This is a genomic window from Desulforamulus reducens MI-1, assembly GCF_000016165.1.
GTDB lineage: Bacteria > Bacillota > Desulfotomaculia > Desulfotomaculales > Desulfotomaculaceae > Desulfotomaculum > Desulfotomaculum reducens.
The window spans coordinates 1,022,173-1,039,453 of record NC_009253.1 but is presented as its reverse complement, the minus strand read 5'-3'; the positions used below and the strand labels follow the sequence as shown (position 1 = coordinate 1,039,453).

16 protein-coding genes are annotated in these 17,281 nt (G+C 41.2%); 1 reads left to right on the top strand and 15 read right to left on the bottom strand.

From position 1 onward, the window contains the following. Nucleotides 1–55: 55 nt before the first annotated feature. From DRED_RS05340 to DRED_RS18990, 14 genes are all read right to left on the bottom strand, one after another. Nucleotides 56–505 (bottom strand): hypothetical protein, encoded by a 450-nt coding sequence (locus DRED_RS05340; RefSeq protein ID WP_011877346.1) that lies wholly within the window; start codon nucleotides 503–505, stop codon nucleotides 56–58. A gap of 29 nt (nucleotides 506–534) precedes the next feature. Next, nucleotides 535–1,047 carry a hypothetical protein gene (locus tag DRED_RS05335; protein WP_011877345.1) on the bottom strand — a complete coding sequence of 171 codons (513 nt, stop codon included), beginning with the start codon at nucleotides 1,045–1,047 and terminating at the stop codon, nucleotides 535–537. Nucleotides 1,048–1,162: 115 nt separating this feature from the next. Further along, nucleotides 1,163–1,573, bottom strand: a complete 411-nt coding sequence (locus DRED_RS05330) for a single-stranded DNA-binding protein (RefSeq protein WP_011877344.1) — start codon at nucleotides 1,571–1,573, stop codon at nucleotides 1,163–1,165. Nucleotides 1,574–2,436: 863 nt separating this feature from the next. After that, nucleotides 2,437–3,171 carry a hypothetical protein gene (locus DRED_RS05320; RefSeq protein WP_011877343.1) on the bottom strand — a complete coding sequence of 245 codons (735 nt, stop codon included), beginning with the start codon at nucleotides 3,169–3,171 and terminating at the stop codon, nucleotides 2,437–2,439. A gap of 43 nt (nucleotides 3,172–3,214) precedes the next feature. Continuing rightward, nucleotides 3,215–3,877: a hypothetical protein gene (locus DRED_RS05315; protein WP_011877342.1), complete on the bottom strand. Its 663-nt coding sequence runs from the start codon at nucleotides 3,875–3,877 to the stop codon at nucleotides 3,215–3,217. A 61-nt stretch (nucleotides 3,878–3,938) separates the two neighbouring features. After that, a complete protein-coding gene (locus DRED_RS05310; RefSeq protein WP_011877341.1) occupies nucleotides 3,939–4,886 on the bottom strand; it encodes an RNA-binding protein S1 in 948 nt (315 codons plus the stop codon). A 30-nt stretch (nucleotides 4,887–4,916) separates the two neighbouring features. Beyond that, a complete protein-coding gene (locus DRED_RS05305; protein WP_420794779.1) occupies nucleotides 4,917–7,598 on the bottom strand; it encodes a VirD4-like conjugal transfer protein, CD1115 family in 2,682 nt (893 codons plus the stop codon). Between the two features lie 25 nt (nucleotides 7,599–7,623). After that, complete coding sequence (locus DRED_RS05300) at nucleotides 7,624–8,040, bottom strand: hypothetical protein (RefSeq protein WP_011877339.1); 417 nt, start codon at nucleotides 8,038–8,040, stop codon at nucleotides 7,624–7,626. 4 nt (nucleotides 8,041–8,044) lie between these two features. After that, a complete protein-coding gene (locus tag DRED_RS05295) occupies nucleotides 8,045–10,444 on the bottom strand; it encodes a DNA topoisomerase 3 (protein WP_011877338.1) in 2,400 nt (799 codons plus the stop codon). 22 nt (nucleotides 10,445–10,466) lie between these two features. Continuing rightward, nucleotides 10,467–11,675: a hypothetical protein gene (locus tag DRED_RS05290; protein ID WP_011877337.1), complete on the bottom strand. Its 1,209-nt coding sequence runs from the start codon at nucleotides 11,673–11,675 to the stop codon at nucleotides 10,467–10,469. A gap of 21 nt (nucleotides 11,676–11,696) precedes the next feature. Then, the gene (locus DRED_RS05285) at nucleotides 11,697–11,996 is read right to left on the bottom strand and encodes a hypothetical protein (RefSeq protein WP_156779601.1); all 300 of its coding nucleotides are present in this window, start codon (nucleotides 11,994–11,996) and stop codon (nucleotides 11,697–11,699) included. Between the two features lie 359 nt (nucleotides 11,997–12,355). Continuing rightward, a complete protein-coding gene (locus tag DRED_RS05280) occupies nucleotides 12,356–13,306 on the bottom strand; it encodes a ParM/StbA family protein (RefSeq protein ID WP_011877335.1) in 951 nt (316 codons plus the stop codon). Nucleotides 13,307–13,344: 38 nt separating this feature from the next. Beyond that, complete coding sequence (locus DRED_RS05275; protein ID WP_041274807.1) at nucleotides 13,345–13,878, bottom strand: HD-GYP domain-containing protein; 534 nt, start codon at nucleotides 13,876–13,878, stop codon at nucleotides 13,345–13,347. Nucleotides 13,879–13,974: 96 nt separating this feature from the next. Beyond that, a complete protein-coding gene (locus DRED_RS18990; RefSeq protein ID WP_420794769.1) occupies nucleotides 13,975–15,129 on the bottom strand; it encodes a hypothetical protein in 1,155 nt (384 codons plus the stop codon). Nucleotides 15,130–15,381: 252 nt separating this feature from the next. Here DRED_RS18990 and DRED_RS05265 point away from each other — a divergent pair, with 252 nt between their 5' ends. Further along, nucleotides 15,382–16,062 carry a hypothetical protein gene (locus DRED_RS05265; protein WP_011877332.1) on the top strand — a complete coding sequence of 227 codons (681 nt, stop codon included), beginning with the start codon at nucleotides 15,382–15,384 and terminating at the stop codon, nucleotides 16,060–16,062. Between the two features lie 196 nt (nucleotides 16,063–16,258). Here the strand turns inward: DRED_RS05265 and xerA are convergent, their stop codons facing one another. Then, a complete protein-coding gene (gene xerA / locus DRED_RS05260) occupies nucleotides 16,259–17,233 on the bottom strand; it encodes a site-specific tyrosine recombinase/integron integrase (RefSeq protein WP_011877331.1) in 975 nt (324 codons plus the stop codon). Nucleotides 17,234–17,281 lie beyond the last annotated feature (48 nt).

The following is a 17,281-nucleotide window of genomic DNA, read 5'->3' as shown; positions in this document are numbered from 1 at the left end:
TTACGTTCTCTTTTAATACTTCAGGTCGCTAAGACCTTGCTCTTTAAACAGGAGGTTATTTAGCTATCTTTTCGAGCCCTTTTACTTTAAGGACAAGATAACTTGTGTCAACCTCAATATCTGTAAGCCTTTGTTCAATCTTGTCAAGTTTTTCGTTTTGGACTTCTCGGTCATCATATAGTCCTCGAAGTCGTTCGATCACTTCATTTTCCATTCTTACCTCAAGTCTTTTCAGGTCATTTTCTAACCTTACTTGACCCTGTGTCAAAGCCTGCATTTGTTCAGATATTAGATGAAATTGCTTTACCACAAGTGCTTGAAACTGATCATTTTCTTCAACCTTTTGTAGTGCAAGCTTTTGAAACTGTTCATTTTCTTCAAATTTTTGTAGCGTAAGTTTCTGAAACTGTTCATTTTCTTCAAATTTTTGTAGCGTAAGTTTCTGAAACTGTTCATTTTCTTCAAATTTCTTTAAAACTAACTCTTGGAATTTATTATTTTCCATGATCTTACCCCTTCCGGTAATGAAGGTTCTTATAGTTGCTTGGCCTTAATGCCATACCAAGCATCTCCGTCCTTCATTACATTATACTCGATTTCAAACTTCTTGTTTAAGCCTTTTTGCAGCAGTTCACCTACGCCATTTTTAGCGATGATGACCTGGTCTTCTTTACCGTTTTCTATCTTACATACAACCCGGGTATTGCCATTTTTGGTTACTTTAATTTCCGTAACAGTAACCTTAGCTACCGGATTTTCTTTTACTTGCTTTTCTTCGTTATCTCTGCTTGTTGTTTCTGCATCAGTTTTATTTTCCTGTCCGGCCATTACTGCTGCGCTCTGCAACTCATCTTGAGTAAATAATTCCTTCGTTGTTGTAGCTGCATGAAACGTTGCAGCAGGGCTAACCGAAGCATTATTGCCTATACCGCCACCCATAAACATCGGGCTTACGGAAAACATACGGCAGTCAAAACCGGACCAAGCCATGCAGTTTTCTAATAAACATTCGGCAAATCCTCTAAATGGGCATGCTTTTTTCATCATAATCTTCGATACGAGCCCCCGGCCCGTATCCTCCACCTCCTTAAATTTAGTGTAGGATTACAGGCCATTTGGCCGCCTTAAATATTACTCAATATCTGTTACAAGTCAGTAATCTTTAGAACGGTATATCATCACCATTGAAGCTTATTTCACTACCGAACCCATCACCTTTATTATTGTCACTATCCTGATGATTAGGCCTATCCTTGGGCCAATCCAGAAACTTGACATTTTCAGCCACTACCTCAGCTGCTTTCCTGCGTATTCCCTGATTATCATCATAGGAACGAACTTGCAGACGACCATCAACAGCCACCAAGCGACCTTTACCCAAATTATTGGCACAGATCTCGGCCAGTCTCTGCCAAACAACGATATCAATAAAATCCGTTTCCTTTTCTCTCTCCCGGTTAAACTGGGGACGCTCCACTGCCAGATTTAATTTAGCTACAGCAATACCATTAGTGGTATACCGTAACTCAGGATCTCTTGTTAACCGACCAATTAAAATAACTTTATTTAACAAAATAATTCCTCCTTAAAACTTATTTTTACTGGCTTTTGACAAAAAAATTAAAAAAGACACTCAAACAAACAGGTTGATACCTGTTGTTAAAAGTGTCTTTCAATATTGTAATTAGAACACAAAAAATATGCCCTAACTTATAACTGCTTTCATTATTTCCGTAGGAAACCCTACGCTCTGAGGATCTTAACTCGCAACACCGGCTGGAGATATCCCCTGATCCAACTATACCAGTGCTTGGGGTGTTCTGTTTTAACGGTCCTGCTTTAAACGCATCTCCCTGGCGGTACCCAATCGCCATGCGTTACTCCTGTTGGAGTTTCAGTCCCGAGACCTGTTCTAGCCGATCTCTGCAAGGTAAACCATAACTGGCTACCATGTTGCCCCTGCTACCGTGGGGGTCCCGAACGCCACTAATCGCTCGACGCTAAATTAGTGTAACTGCCTCTAACTTACAAGGCTGCAACCTACCGTAAACTTGCTCGACGCTTAAGTTTACTTTTAAAATTGGGAAGGATTTTGGTAGGTTTTGTTTGTTCCCCTTTTTTTCGCCTCTAACGCTCTTCGCTTATTAAAGACTTTTCACGCTCTTCGCTGTGAAATATTTACTGAATCGCTCTTCGCTGATTAGTACGATACCCAAAGATTCATTCGCTCTTCGCTGAAATCTTTCTTTGAGCCACGACCCACCTTTAAAAATCGCTCTTCGCTGACTTTCTCACTGCATTCCAGCAGGAAAACCGGGGAGGTTTTTGGCAGGTTTATATATTATTTTTAGGAAAAACTTTATGAAAATTGAAGATTATACCTTTGATTACCCACAACATATACCAATATATGCAAATTGTCAATCCCTTAATTGGCTAAATAGCTGGATTTGGATTTTTCTCTGGTAAAGGTGGATCTAAAACAAAACCAGAATCTTTGCTGATATCTATAACTTTGGCACCAGCCTTATCTAACTGGTTTACTAACTCATCAACTTCATATCCTAGGTTTAACACTTGACTAATTTTTGAGTCAAAAAGTACAATTTTACCGGAATGGAGCCTGAAATCTTTCTCATTTACTATATCCTCTAACATGCTTACACTCTTTAACTGGGGATTATTTTCTCTAAGTAAATATACAGATTTGCGATAAATGTTTAGGCGTTGATCTATCCCTAGGGTATATAGCTGCTTATTTTGTTTTGTTCCGGCTTCTTCTAGAGCAAAATAGCCACCGGTATCCAGTCCGAAGATATCTATTGTTGAGTGGTTATCAAATAGTATTTGATTTCTATACATTAGGCCATAGGCGACACATTGATAGATTATGTAGTTTAAGTCGGTCCCGAGCCAAGTATATTTTTCTCCAAGGGAGATAAGTTGTTTCTTTGATAAAAAACCATACTCATTTACGAACTTAACAAGCCCCAGATGTACTGGGGTTAGAATATATGTTCTGAAAAATCCGGCCGTTGTTTCTTTAGTATAAAGACCTGCAGCTTCTGCTTCTTTTGGATCATCTAAGTCAGGTCGTATGTTATATCTAATCCCTGTAACCCGTATTATTTTTTTTAACAAATAGGCAGTCTCATATTTTTTTCTTAACATGTGAATGGAGGGAACGGATTACCGTTCCCTCCTCCCCCTTCCCTTAATTGGAGTGTTCAAGTAGTCTTTTATTTAAAGGTGTGCCCGCGTTTTTCAGTAAAAACAAATCTGAGGTAAACCTTCTACCTTTTGGTGTTAGACTGACGGCCTCTTCTATAGTCGGAAAAATATATAGGGTTGCTTTTTCTTGAGGTTTTTCACCTCTCCTAGGAACATCAATAATCCATTTTTCTTCGCCATTTTTGCCTATAAAGGTCATTTCAGCCAATACGGGGGCCTTATTATTTCGAATAAGTCTCCACTGAAGATTAGGGATTTCTTTAAATGCTAGCGAAAAAAATGTTCCTAGCATGGCCAATCGACAGGCTTCTTGGGCATTACGTGGTACTTTAGTATCCATGGGAAGCCATAGTTTGAACATTGTATGTTCTGTAGCCACGGATACATTTTTAACTAAACCACGATTAGAGAGTTTAATAAGTAGCTTATCAATTTTTGTTCTGTAACTATCAAAAAGACGGACTAAGCTATTTAACATTAATGCCTCATTTATCGAGAGCATTTTAAGAATTTCTAGGTCCATTCCCGATGGGTAAAGATTTATTTCCGATGAAACTTGTCTTTTGGATACCACCATGCTTCTTCCGATTGCAAATGCGCTATCTTTAACAATTTTTCCAGATATCTCAATATTGGGTACTCCCATGCTTTACCTCACCCCCTTATTAAACCAAGGGCAGGATGTACTCTTCCTGCCCTTGTGTTGTTTATTCTTCGTCGATTCCTGGTTTTTCTTCGGCACCAACGGCTATATCAGAAAATACACCGATAATGATTTTATCTTCCCCATTTGCAATCCTTGACTGGCGGGCAGCATTCCTTCTCGCTTGAGCACGGTATTTCTCCCGTTTACGCTGGCCTACCTTTTTTGGGTCCCACTCAATAAGGTGGAGTTTTCGTTTCGTTGCGTCGAATTTGTTTACCTGAAATTCTAACCGGTCCCCATGAACAAATTCATCTGCTGCCTTATATGGCGCCATACCAATCACTCCCGGCTTAACACTAACAAATACTGCTGTATCTCGGACAGCCACTACTGTGCCAGATAAAACTTCACCCCGGGAAAAAGTCCATCTTTCCCAGGGATCAATTGGTTCGACTTCTATACCTCTGTCTTCTTTGCTTAAGTTTGTTACTATGATATTTACTTTGCCACCGCGCCGGTACTGTACATCCAGGGGCACTCCATCTGATAACCGGGCTTTTTCAGCTGGTAGCCGAATAATTACACCACCGCCAATATCAAGATACACATTGCGATCACTTACAAATTTTACGATAGAGGATATTTCTTGACCTACATTAATTGCAGCCAGGAGTTTTGATAGAGAGATATTGACCACTTCTTTTCTGCTGCAGGCTACTATCCCTTCCTTACGGTTTATCTCCATCACTTTGACACTGATCACTGACCCAACAAAAGCGTTAACGGGTGTTCCCTCTGGTAACCCTGTCTGTTCTGCCGGGACAAGACCAGTTATCCCAGGGGCATCATCAAATTCAATTTCCCATGTTTCCCCTTGATTGCCAATTCGCCGCACTCTTACTATCCGGGCATCCATGATTGTTCCGTAGGTTTTGGCATCGTAAATTGGTCCCCAGACATCCACATCCCGTAGTTGTAAACCCTCGGGGGCTAATATAAAGTTACTCATTTGCAAATCCCTCCGTTTTTTGTTGTCTCCTTACCAGGAGCAATTTATTGATTTAGCATTTGCCGGGACTGATATCTCGTCTTCCACCGGCAATTCATTGACAATTTCTCCAGTTAAGTTCTCACGACTATGTTCTAATGCCGCCCCTGTCAGGGCGATAAATTCATCTTGTGTCATTGGTTCCGAAGTTACTGAATTTTCACCAGTGTTTATTGGAAGGTCACCGGCTGATACTTCTTCCTCCCCTCCCCCCAGAAATTGATCTTCTGGTTGATTTTCTGAAATGTCAGGTATAAAAAAAGCACCTCCGGTATTCTCTAGAAGTTGTTCCGATAAATCCTCCGGAATAACATCTGTAAAATCCCCTTGGTACATAACCAGCTCATTTTCATCTGGCGGATTTAACGGATCTTCTTGAATCATTTCCTCCTGTTTATTTTCATTCCAGGTTATTTCAACAATATCTCCACTGATTTGCTCCGATGCAGTAGGAGGTGCTGCACCTGGTGCAGTAACTTCTATTTCATTCGTTACAGCAGTTGGAGTGTCCCCATTTATTTGCTTGTTATCGGGGGGAGCCTTTTCCCAGTTATTTAAGAAGCTTCCCAAGGAAATAATTTTCTCTCCCTTGGTTGAAATAAATTCTTTCTCAGGCTTAGTACCTGGTACTTTTGATAGTTCAACCTTCTGGCTAGGAATCTCCTGTTCATCTTGATTTATAAAGGCTAGGCTTAATTCTTCGTTATTGGATGAGAGGATGTCATCCCCTGGTAGGCTAATATCAAAACTCCTGGCGGGAATATATTCTTTTATTGGCAGCATTCCGCAACGCCTTATATCCTTAGCCTGAGGTAGTTTTGTCCACCCTACCTTTTTTAGATATACCGGGTTACTCCATTGAAGAAGGGCAATGCAATATCTAGGATCAATCTTAAAGATCTCCGACATGGTCATTAGTGGGCGTTCAATAACTGTTTTCGTTTTCTTGGAAAACTCAAACCAATGCTTTCCTGGTACTGTCCTGTCCTCACTTACCTTGTAAGCTTCAACAGCTGCGGTACCCAGTATTTCGCTAAACATCTTAGCTAGGTCACGATCCGCCGGAGCAATACCAATCATCATTACCGTAGGGCAGTTTCCCGTGATGGTTTTAGCATCATCTCGACCGTAAAGAGATTCTAGTTGTGTTGGGGTCTGTAAGATCATCATTATGTGAATCCCTTTACTCCGGGCGGTACTAATAATCTCTGGTAAACCGGGAATAACCCCTACGTTGGCCATTTCATCCCAAACGTTTCTTACCGGTACCGGAAGTCGTTCACCGGGGCTAGTAAAGGCCAGTTTATCTAGTCTCTTGAAGAGGAATTTATAGAACATGGATAGGATTGGTTTTAGATAAACTCCTTCGCCACCGGTGGGAATGATCAGGAAAAGGGCGGTCTTTTTTCTCCCTATTTCGCTTAGATCTATTTCCTTTTCGGACATTAAGGCTGCCAGTGGGCTAGTTGTTAAGTTTTTTAGCACCGCCGTGAGGTTAGAAACGGCGTATCCGTAGTTTTCCTTTGCTACGCCCCGCCATCTTTCGTAGATGGTGGCACTTATTCTTTCTGCCTGGTAGGCCTCCTTAAAACGTGCATCTAGTTTCTCTAGGGGCCAGGCTGCCAGTGTGTTTATGGCTCTCATATGCTGTTGTTCTACTGGAAAATCCCCTTTGAGGAGGCCAATAATTGCCTCCATCAGTTCCATGGCCTTTAGTTGAAAATAGCTTGGATTGGGGCCAACGGTATTGATGGAAAGGGTGTCAACCATTTCGGAAATTTCAGCATCGTCTTGGCATTCAATAACGGAGTTCCAACGGTGGCTGTGCTGGGGAGTCATAAAGTTTAGTGCCCAGACATTTTCATACCCCATGGCATTTAGCCATTTGGCAAAGGTTTTGAACAACTCCCCCTTTGGATCAATTAATACTAGGCTTTGTCCATCCGACACACCAGAAATGATATTTCCTGATACAAGGCTGTAGGATTTACCAGCGCCGGTACCACCGTAGGCTAAAAGGTGGGGTGCTGTCTTGGGAGTGTCGTCGGGTACTTTTTCAAAGTTGACCCTGATTATTTTTCTTTCTAACTCACCAATCAGGTTGCCACCGGGAAACTTGATTATATTGTCCTTGTTTTTTTTCAGGTGTACCGGTGGGCCAAGTTCACAGAAGTTTTTAAGGTCTTTTACACCAGCCCATCTGTTGGTACCGAAGGCTGCATTATCTACAACTCTTAGGCCATGAACCCTAGTAGAGCTGTGTTTGGGTAAACCCCATTGAAAATTCCACCAGACCCAGGGTATTGTGGCCATAAGGGCTAGGTTACCCCACTGCCACCACTCTTTGATTGTCTCAAGCTCCTTTACCGGCATTCCTGGTTCATAGCTGCCCGTCAACCAGGCTTGGGTTACTGCACCTGTGTGGTTTGAGATATAACTGCCCATTTTAATGCACTGAGCAGCTGCAGCCTTTTGTTCCGGGGTGGAAAATATGGATACACCTTGCAGCTGCACTCCTATGTCATAGATCCAGCCGGCCATTCTGCCAATGCTCGAGACATCCAGGATGTACCCGACAGGTACCACTATTGGCAAAGAGGCTAGTCCAAGGGCAATTTTTTGATGGTTATTTACCCAGTCTCTGAAACGTCCTTCGGGGATGCGGTTAATAATAAGCTCACTGCCTCGGTTGAGTAGTTCAACCGACTTGTTTCCTACTTGTTGAAGCACTGGCATCACCCCCAGTAGAGAGTGAGTTATGAAAATTTGCAGTGGACACAATCCTTACTGCAATTTCTCCACCGTAAACATTTAAATATTCTAGGATGTCTTTGTTGACATAGAGGTCGCCAACTTCACCTATTTGGTCCAACACCTCGTGAAACCGCACTTTATTCAAGGTGGCTTTTTTAGGGATCATTCTGGTGCAGTATCCCTTTTGGGGAAACTCATTAACTGAATTAGCAATTTGGAGGTAGAAATCATCTCCCAGTTCCAATTCGTCCACAAAGGCTTTGTTTAGGTAAACACGCCCAAGTCGATCGGCATTTTCTTGGTAACAGACCTTCCGGCTAGAGTTTGAATATAACCGCATCTTGCATGTCACTATCGCCATCACACTACATCCTTTCTGCAAAAGCAAATTTTATTTCACCGTTAATGATAGTTAAGGCAGCATCAAAACTGCCCTTTTGTCCTTTAAACCCTTTGATGATGCCGGTTTTTCCTTTGGCAAGCAGTTCTATGGCTTGTGTTTGAGTAATTTTTTTCTTGGCAATTTCTCTCCAGATCACAAATTTACAACCATCTTTATAGCCACTGCAACCATAGCTGCGTGAGTTTTCAACAACATCCTTGCCACATAATGGACACTTTCCTAAAGCCGTGTTACCTGTACTACCAGGTTGATCATTGACTGCATTAGCAAAACCAAAGGTAATCTTGCCGTCTTCGCCTAACACCAAAAGAGCATCAAAGGTTTTTCCTGCCTTACTCTTAAACCCTTTAATTAAACCTGTTTTCCCCTTGGTAAGTAATGTTTCGGCTTGTTTGGCGGATATTTTTTTACTGTTGATCTCCTTCCAAATGGCAAATTTACACCCCTCTTTATAACCACTACAGCCATAGCTTTTGGCGGTTTCTACCACATCGCGGCCACAGACCGGGCATTTGCCAAGGGTGTCCCTTGCTGTACCAACCCCTTGGGATACTTCTTGATTTCTAGCCAGTACCACCAATTCCCGGGTATAAGCCTGAATGTCCTGTATCCATAGCGCAGCGTTTTGTTGACCTTCTTCTACCCTCCGCAGCCCATCCTCCCAGGAAGCAGTTAATTCCACCGATTTTAGTTGCTTTGGCACCAGATCAATTAGTATCTGACCCTTGGCTGTGGGTACCAAGGATTTTTTATCCCTGGCCACGTATCCAACTTTAATCAAACGTTCGATGATGGCAGCCCTGGTGGCCGGGGTTCCAATGCCACCAGTTTGTTTTAACACCTCAGCCATTTCTTTGTCCTCAACAAACTTACCGGCACTCTCCATGGCCGCCAGTATGGTCGCTTCCGTAAACCGTTTAGGTGGTTTAGTCTGTTTTTCTAAGATTTCAACTTTACTGACATCCACTGATTTCCCCTGGGTTAAAGGCGGTAAGGCTTGATCTTCAGGATCATCCCCGTTTCCCTCTTCTGCTGTTTCTTGGTCAGATCCACGCCACACCATTTTCCAACCGGCTGCCAGTTCTACCCGTCCCCTCGACTTGAATAGCTCACCTGCAGTTTCTGTGAATACTTCGGTCACAGCATACCGGGCCTCTGGGTAGAAAATACTAAGAAAACGCCGGACCACTAAGTCATATATTTTCTTTTCCTGATCACTTAACTGAGCCTTTGACGGATCAACTGCTGTGGGAATAATGGCATGGTGGTCTGTAATTTTGCCATCATCCACGTAGCGTTTACTTAATCCAGGTAGTGTGTCTGGGATTAACTCTGCATACTTAGGTGCATTCTTTAGAGTAGCCAAGCGTTCAGGTAATGTTGATATCATGGCGTTGGACAAATGCCTGCTGTCAGTCCTGGGATAAGTCAGCAGCTTGTGTTTTTCATAAAGTGATTGGGCAATATCCAAGACCTGTTGTGCTGTAAAACCATACCGCCGGTTGCCCTCCTTCTGCAGATCATTCAAGTTAAACAAAAAGGACGGTAGTTCTTTGGCTTCTTTCTGCTCCAAAGAAATTACCTGCCCCTTTGCCTCAGAAGATAATTTAGTTGTTAAGTTGAGGGCTGCTTCCCTGTTAGGCAACCGGTCCTCTTTTTCCCGGAACCATTTCCCTTTGTACATGCCGTTATCCGTTTGGAAGGTGCCCCAAACTTCCCAATACGGCACCGGTACAAAATTATTAATCTCCCTTTCCCGTGATACGATCAGGTTTAGTGTCGGTGTTTGAACTCGCCCCACTGAGAGTACTGTACCATGCCGTACCGTGAAGGCCCGAGTACCATTAAGCCCAACTAACCAGTCTGCTTGTCCACGGGCCTCAGCAGCTGCTGCTAGATTATTATATTCTTGGCCCTCCCGTAGTGCTTTGAATGCGGCCTTTACTGCTGCTGGGGTTGTTTCCGATAACCAAAGTCGCTTGATTGGTTTTCGACAACCGCAAAAATGGTAAATCCTACGGAAGATGCTCTCACCTTCGCGGCCAGCATCGCAGCCGTTAACCACCTGGGATACTTCTGCTGAGTTTAGTAGCTTTTTCAGTGTCCTAAGCTGTTTAGCAGATGAACCAGCAATTTCAACCAGCTTGAAACTATCAGGGATTATTGGCAGTGTTGCTAAATCCCATTTTTTAAATACAGGATCATATACAGATGGGTCTGCTAATTCCACTAGGTGTCCAAAGGCCCAAGAAACGATATATTTTTCGTTTTCCAGGTACCCGTCCTTGCTTTCAAATCTGCCTAAAACAGAGGCTATGTCTTTCCCTACAGACGGTTTTTCAGTAATTACTAAAGTTTTCAAGTTTTTTCCCCCTCCCAGTCAACTAACTATACATCGACCTCCTGAGACTGCTTATCTTTTTGATGCTTTTGCTATATTCAATTTTCTTTGGATATTTTTCTGGATTTTGCACTGCTTTATCTAACCACATAATCACATTTCCGATATCATCTTGCTCAAGCATCCTATTGATGCAATAAATAACAGTCTCTGTGGATGTTTCTTTTACCCATTTTTGAATAAAAGGAATTATTTCTGGGTCTTCATCAACGGTTTCGTAGAACAATTTCACCGCCTCGCGAGTTCCACTATCTAGCTCACTAAGCTGTTGATTTATAATAATTTCTTTTTTAGCTTGTTGATATTCATAATCAAATTTAGAACGTAGACTAGAATAGTCATTTTCCAAGATATTTAGTGCTAGTTCTTCATCTTCTGAACCAAATACTTTACGCCTTGCCTCAAAATATTCAGCATCAAGTTTCTCTAGTGATTTTTGGTAGTTTATTTCTAACTCTTCGAATTCGGATTTTACCCCTTCTTCTTCTTTCTTCTTATCCTCTTTATCAATACTTATATTTATATTATTACTATAGGCGGATTTTCCGATTGGTTCCCAATCTGATTTTCCGATTGGATATTCTTCAGAACCAATCTGATTTTTAGATTGGTTTCCAATCGGTTTTTCAGATTGATAACCAATCTGGTTTTTAGATTGGTTTTTTTCCTCCAAAGTTAGTGGGATTTCTTCCGTCTGTTCTTCCGCTAGCTTTTTTTGTTGTTCTTGTTTAGCTAGACGAATTTCTATCAACTGTTTGCCTTCCCATGCTGTTTCATCCCAAGATCGACACTTTTTTAATTCACAATAGGTTGTATTTGCATAAATGGGAATGTCATACCAGTAATAGTGGTTTTTCACGCCTCCTTTTGAGTTTCTTGCTTGGATTATATCTATCAGGCCATACTCGAATAATTTTTTTAGTATTGCCAGAGCTTTATCTTTGCCACAACCAAATTCAACCGCCATTTTTAGTAATGGTTTATGCTGAACCACATTGTCTTTGGGATAAGTCTTACGATCACATAGGGTATACATTTTCAACCAAGCCGCAAACACTTCCAAGCCCAAAACAGGAACCCATGTGTCCATATGATGAAACCTGAGTTGCGGCATATCTAGTTCACGCCGGGGACGCCTCTCTCTTTTAATAAATCTTTCTTCACTTACACCATGAAAAATATTATCAGCCATTGGAACCTCCCCATATCAGTACTAAAAGTCCAACAAGGCCCGTGGATTTTTAACGGCAGGTTTTGGTTTTTCTTCAATGGGTTCCTCTTGTTTTGGTTGTTCTGTAGGGGTTTGGCCACTGATTGAAATACCAGACGCCATTACACCTAGAATTTGATCAATTTTTTCTTCGATTCTCTGAATTGTTTTATCAGGGTCTGTTTTTACTTTAACGCTCTCCGTTTCCAGAGCAGCCGTAATTTTCTCTGCCAGCCAATCTTGCCGTTCCCCTAACGGCACCACTGTAAAAAAAGGATGATCCTCTGGTAACCGAAATTCCACTCTCCGCCCTGGCCTTGATTTTGCCATCATATCACCCCAATCAAAAGACCCGGAGCTTGTCCGGGCAACATTTTCTTAATCTTGTTATATGCCCGGACACTTGCCGGACAGGTTTTCTAAATTTATCCAGTGTCCGTACAATGTCCGGGTATAAAATAGTAGAATCGGACAATGTACGGACGTTTTTTGTCTTATGTTCGGACGCAATCCGGGACAGAAAACACTATTATTAACCAGTGTCCGGGCATGTTCCGGGCAATATTTTTTCCTTTTTGGGGTTATGTTCGGACATTGGCCGGACGTTTTTTTAACCCCTCGCCCGGGCATGATCCGGGCAAGGTTCCCTCAACATTATTGGCTCATTCACTCATAGCCAACTGTAAATAGGCTCTGGCATTGGCGGTCTGGGGGTTATCTACAATAACTGCACCTGGCAATAGTTCCTTTAGAGGTAATACATCAGCACCGCCACCGCACAAGTAGAAACCAGCAGCAAAGTCAGCGATCTCACCTAATCGTTTCTTAGCATCTTTTACGATATTTTTTGCAATTTCTTCTTTAGCCCTTAGGACTTCTAGTGTCATATCAAGTTTCTTTAGCTTATAAATCACATAACCTTCTTCCGCGATGGCCCTGGCCTGCTCCCCAGAGACCGGGGACCCAGCTTTAGATTGAAACTCCTTTTGAATAGCTTCAACTACCTTTGAATACCCATATTCCAGTGAAAAGCATTTACTGGGATTGGGTTCGATTACACCATTTTTAAATTTGACTGTACTCACATCGGTGGTATGTTCACCGATGTCAAAAGAGATGAGTGTCCCATTAGGTAAATCAGGGATCAGGCCAAAGACCACAATTCCTTGGCGCAGCACCAGGACGTCATTAAAAGAAATCCGTTTTGGCTTTCCACCATCTACGCTTACATCACCATGCAGGCGTTCCAGTTGGGTCTTGAGGGCCTCTCTTTGATCAGCATAGCTAATGGGCACCCCAACGACTAAGGTATCTCCGTTTTCATAGCCTAATTTTCTTGCGGCCGCTAACATCAGAATGTCGTGCCCGGAGTGGAGATGTTTATCCCGGTCGTTGGTAAAACCAACACCTGTTTCATCCAAGGCTTTTTGTCCATAGAAATACATTTCTGGTTCATACCCAGGTTTAGTGACGGTAACAACCTCTTCCAATCCTTCGGCTGTTGGGTGTTTTACATAGGGTGCCATGGCGGTGGGAAATTTAATTTCTAATCCTTCGGAATTGACTCCCTTAATTTCTCTGTACCCAAAATCAATAGCAACTACTTTTGACATAGCATATCTTCCTCCTTGATAACTTTATTTAGGATGAGTTAATAATTTACACACCGTTTTAATACGGCATCTGCTAAGGCAGCCACAATCTGCGGTGGGGCAAATTTAGCCACTTCCATTAATGCTTCACTAATCGGGAAAGTGCCTACTCTATAAGGTCGATCAGAGGTTATTGCTGAAAACACGTCACAGGATGCTAAAACTAAAACCTCTATTGATGGGTTATGAAGCTGATCAGGATATCCTAGGCCTCCGGGACGTTCATGATGCCACCGGACTAATTCACGTATTTTCTTTGGTATATCCGGCCATAGATCACAAAGAATTTTCTCTCCAATAACTGGGTGGGTACGGATAATTTTAAGATCTTCTGGTTGCAAAGGATATCTTATATGAAGTTCCTTTGGCCAAGTACATTTACCAACATCATGGACCAAAGCCGCTGTCTTTAAAGTTGATGTATCGAGTCCAAGTGTACCGGCTACATTAAATACAAGCCTTGCAACATCCTGTGCATGATCAAACAATCCCGGGCAAGGTTTAATAAGTTCTATCGCCCGGTTTAGAACCATCTGATTCAACCTATCACCTCCGTATATATAAAAAACATCCCCACCGTGTTACATCGGTGGGGATTAATAATTGTTATCGTTTTTTATCATGTTATATTATAACTTCCTGATCACTATAGTCTTGGTACCAATATTTCCTGCCACGTCTTTTACACTAACTGTAATCGAGTTATTGCCTGAACTAGAAACTGGCAAGGAAATGCGGCCATCCGATGGTAATGTGCTATAACTTCCACCACTTATGCTGTAGGTATATGGCCCTGGGCGGTTGTCGGTAACGGTTACTATCGCCTGAATTGAGGATGCTGAGGTGGCCCGGGCACCGGATACTGTTTGTACATCAAAAGTAGGGGGTATAGTATCGCTGTTTTGGATATTTGTCACGGCTACCTGAAGGTTGTTCATCTTGGTCTCTAATCCAGGAAGTTGCGTGTTACGAATATATCCTGCAACATTGGCTACACTTTCGGAGGAACCGCCGTAGGTTCCATTGTAGTAAGAATTATTAGCACCTTCCCAAGCTCGGTCAAATGTTGCCCCTAGGGATTTGCCGCCGTTGTCAGTGCCCCATAGGATGTTGTTTTTTGCTGTCTCTGCATTGCCATTTGCCCAACCTGCATATTGTCGGGCAAGGTCTGCATTATTGTTTGCCCATTCAGCAAATTGTCGAGCTTTTTCAGCATTGTTCTTTGCAGCTAATGCCTCTCTTAAAATATCAGCGTTAATTTGATCATATAGTTGAATCAATACTTTCCAATCATTGGTGGGGTAGAAATAATATCTTAATCTACAATTGGTTTGGTTGTTTATTACATAATATAGACGTTCCCCCGATACTAAAAAGGGGTTTAATACTGGTATATCAAAATAAAGGTACTCGTAATATTTATCACCGGCAAAACTTTTAGTTTCAACATACTCAAGTGGACCGTTTATATCGTTTCTTCTTACTTCTAATGTCATTGTCCCATTTATATAGTTATTGTCAGCAACAGAAAAATGTAAAGGGTGATTATCTATTGCATATGGTTTATGATTTAGTATATACAAAAAATAAGCTGCTTGAGCATGTTCAATATAAGCTACCATCCCCCTAGAGTATGAACTCACAGCAGTATCCCCAGCACTAACGCCAGTGCGTTTTAATGACACTGTTGAAGTTATAATATCTGCAGAAGCAATATTAATATTATTTAGCAAACAAGCTATTGCAATTAGTAATACTAATGCGTATTTTTTCAATTGTATCACCTCATTTTTTTATTCAGTCAACCTCCATGTCTTTAAAATTAATAATAAAGTTTAATGACTATTACACTATTCTTGACCTCCTTTCTAAAAATTAATCATAAAAACCTCTTGCAAAAATGCGAGAGGTTTTATATTAAATAAGTTATTAAGTTTTATAAAGAATACAAAGAAAGAGGTGACTATATATGGATAATTGACTATCATTCATCCAAAAAGAAACCCCTAAATTTATAGTTAAGGAAGTGAATTAAGATGTTTGGCAATATTAAAACAATAATTGTATCTATAATATTATGTATCTTAATCTTACCTAACATATCATATGGCTATACCGTGGATAACACACAGATTCAAACAACACCTGAATACTGGCTTGATGCTCCAGAATACGGTCAAACAAACAGTGAAAAATATGTTACTCTGACTCCCCCGTTTCAAGGTGCACAAATATATTATCTTAAAGTATCTTGTCGTGATTATGGGCCGTTTGATCTAAAACTTTATAATAATAATATTTGGCAATCTTACAGTGTAACAAATGCAGGTGTAACCGCAAAAGAGTTTTCGGTTACACCTTATGACAACATCACGCAGGTGTATGTAAAAAACAAGGAATCTTGGGCAGCAAATCTCTATACAGTGACAGTTGGTTGGGGCAAATTTTCGATGGATTTTACTGAAATGAGTAATATGAACAATAATGTCATCTCAGCAAAAAACTCTGCGGATGCCGCCAACGTAAATGCTTGGAATGCATGGAACGCATTAGCAAATGGACCATGGAGTAACGGTAAAAGTTTATCAGCAACCCATGACCGGGCATGGGAGGCCTCAGCTAATTCTTGGTACTCCGGTGCCTACGGCGGCGGTTCCGAATCCGTAGCCAATGTTGCAGGATATATTCGTATCCTGCAAGATTTACTGTTGAACTAAAACTGAATTTACTTTAATAAAAATAATAATATGCAAATAGGTAGTACCAGTAACATTGGGGCCAATATCAAAAGAAAGAGCGTACTATTAATTTCAAACCACCCTCTTTGTATAATATTCGTATACCGAAAAATTGCCTTATAAGAAAAACCGAGGCAAAACCGCCTCGGTCCTCCAAAACTATTCATCGCTCTAACTAGTTAACAAAATGCTGATTGTATGCTAACTTCTTTCTCTCTGGTGAAACTTTACAATAAATCTGAGTAGTGCTAGGATTTGTATGCCCTAGCAGGTCCTGAACGTCTTCAAGCCTAGCACCGTGGTTTAGTAATGCAGTTGCTAAGGTATGTCTAAAAATATGTGGGTATATGTTTTTGTGGATAACAACCCGATTAGCAATTTTTTTAAATATCAGTTGAATGGAACGTACGGATAACCTTTGGATTTTCCCTTTTTCTGTAACAAATAAGGCATCTTCATTGTCTTGCCGACTATTGAGATATTTCTTTAATGAGTGTGCTGCTCTAGCCCCGATAAAAACGATCCTTTCTTTGTTCCCTTTGCCCAATACTACCAAACTCCGCTCTTGCCAATTTATATCTATTTTATTCGCCCCGAACACCTCCCCAATACGGCAACCTGTTGCATAAAAGATTTCTAGAAGTGCCTTTTCACGTAAAGTATTGCAACCTTCTCTTAAGACCTCCAGTTCATCATTATTTAGGGCCTTTGGAATACGCTTTTCAAGTTTTGGCGACTTTATTCTTCTTGTCGGGTCAACAGCAACTATTTCTTCAGCTAACAGGTAATTATAAAAACTTCTCAACACCGCCAGACGGTACCGGACAGTACTTATTTTTATATCCCGGTTGGATAACCAAGTGCGAATGTCGGCAGTGGTAATTCTTTTAAGAGGTTTGTTAACGTATTTTGCAAAGTCCAGGATAGTTTTGCGATATTTATCAATTGTTTTTTCGCTAAGCCCCTCCATTTTTTTGGACAATAAAAACATGTTAAGTTTTTGGTTAGCATCTGCCAGATTGCTATCAGGTGAAGCTTTTTTTATTACATAACCATTCAGTAATTCTCGAAGCTGTTTTTCAACATCATCTTGTCCTTCCGCATTAGTGCCGCATATTCCTAATATTTGGTCCACTAGATAATTGAGCATCAATCGGGCCACCTTTCTTGTTAGTTTTTTATGTTCTAACAAGAAAAA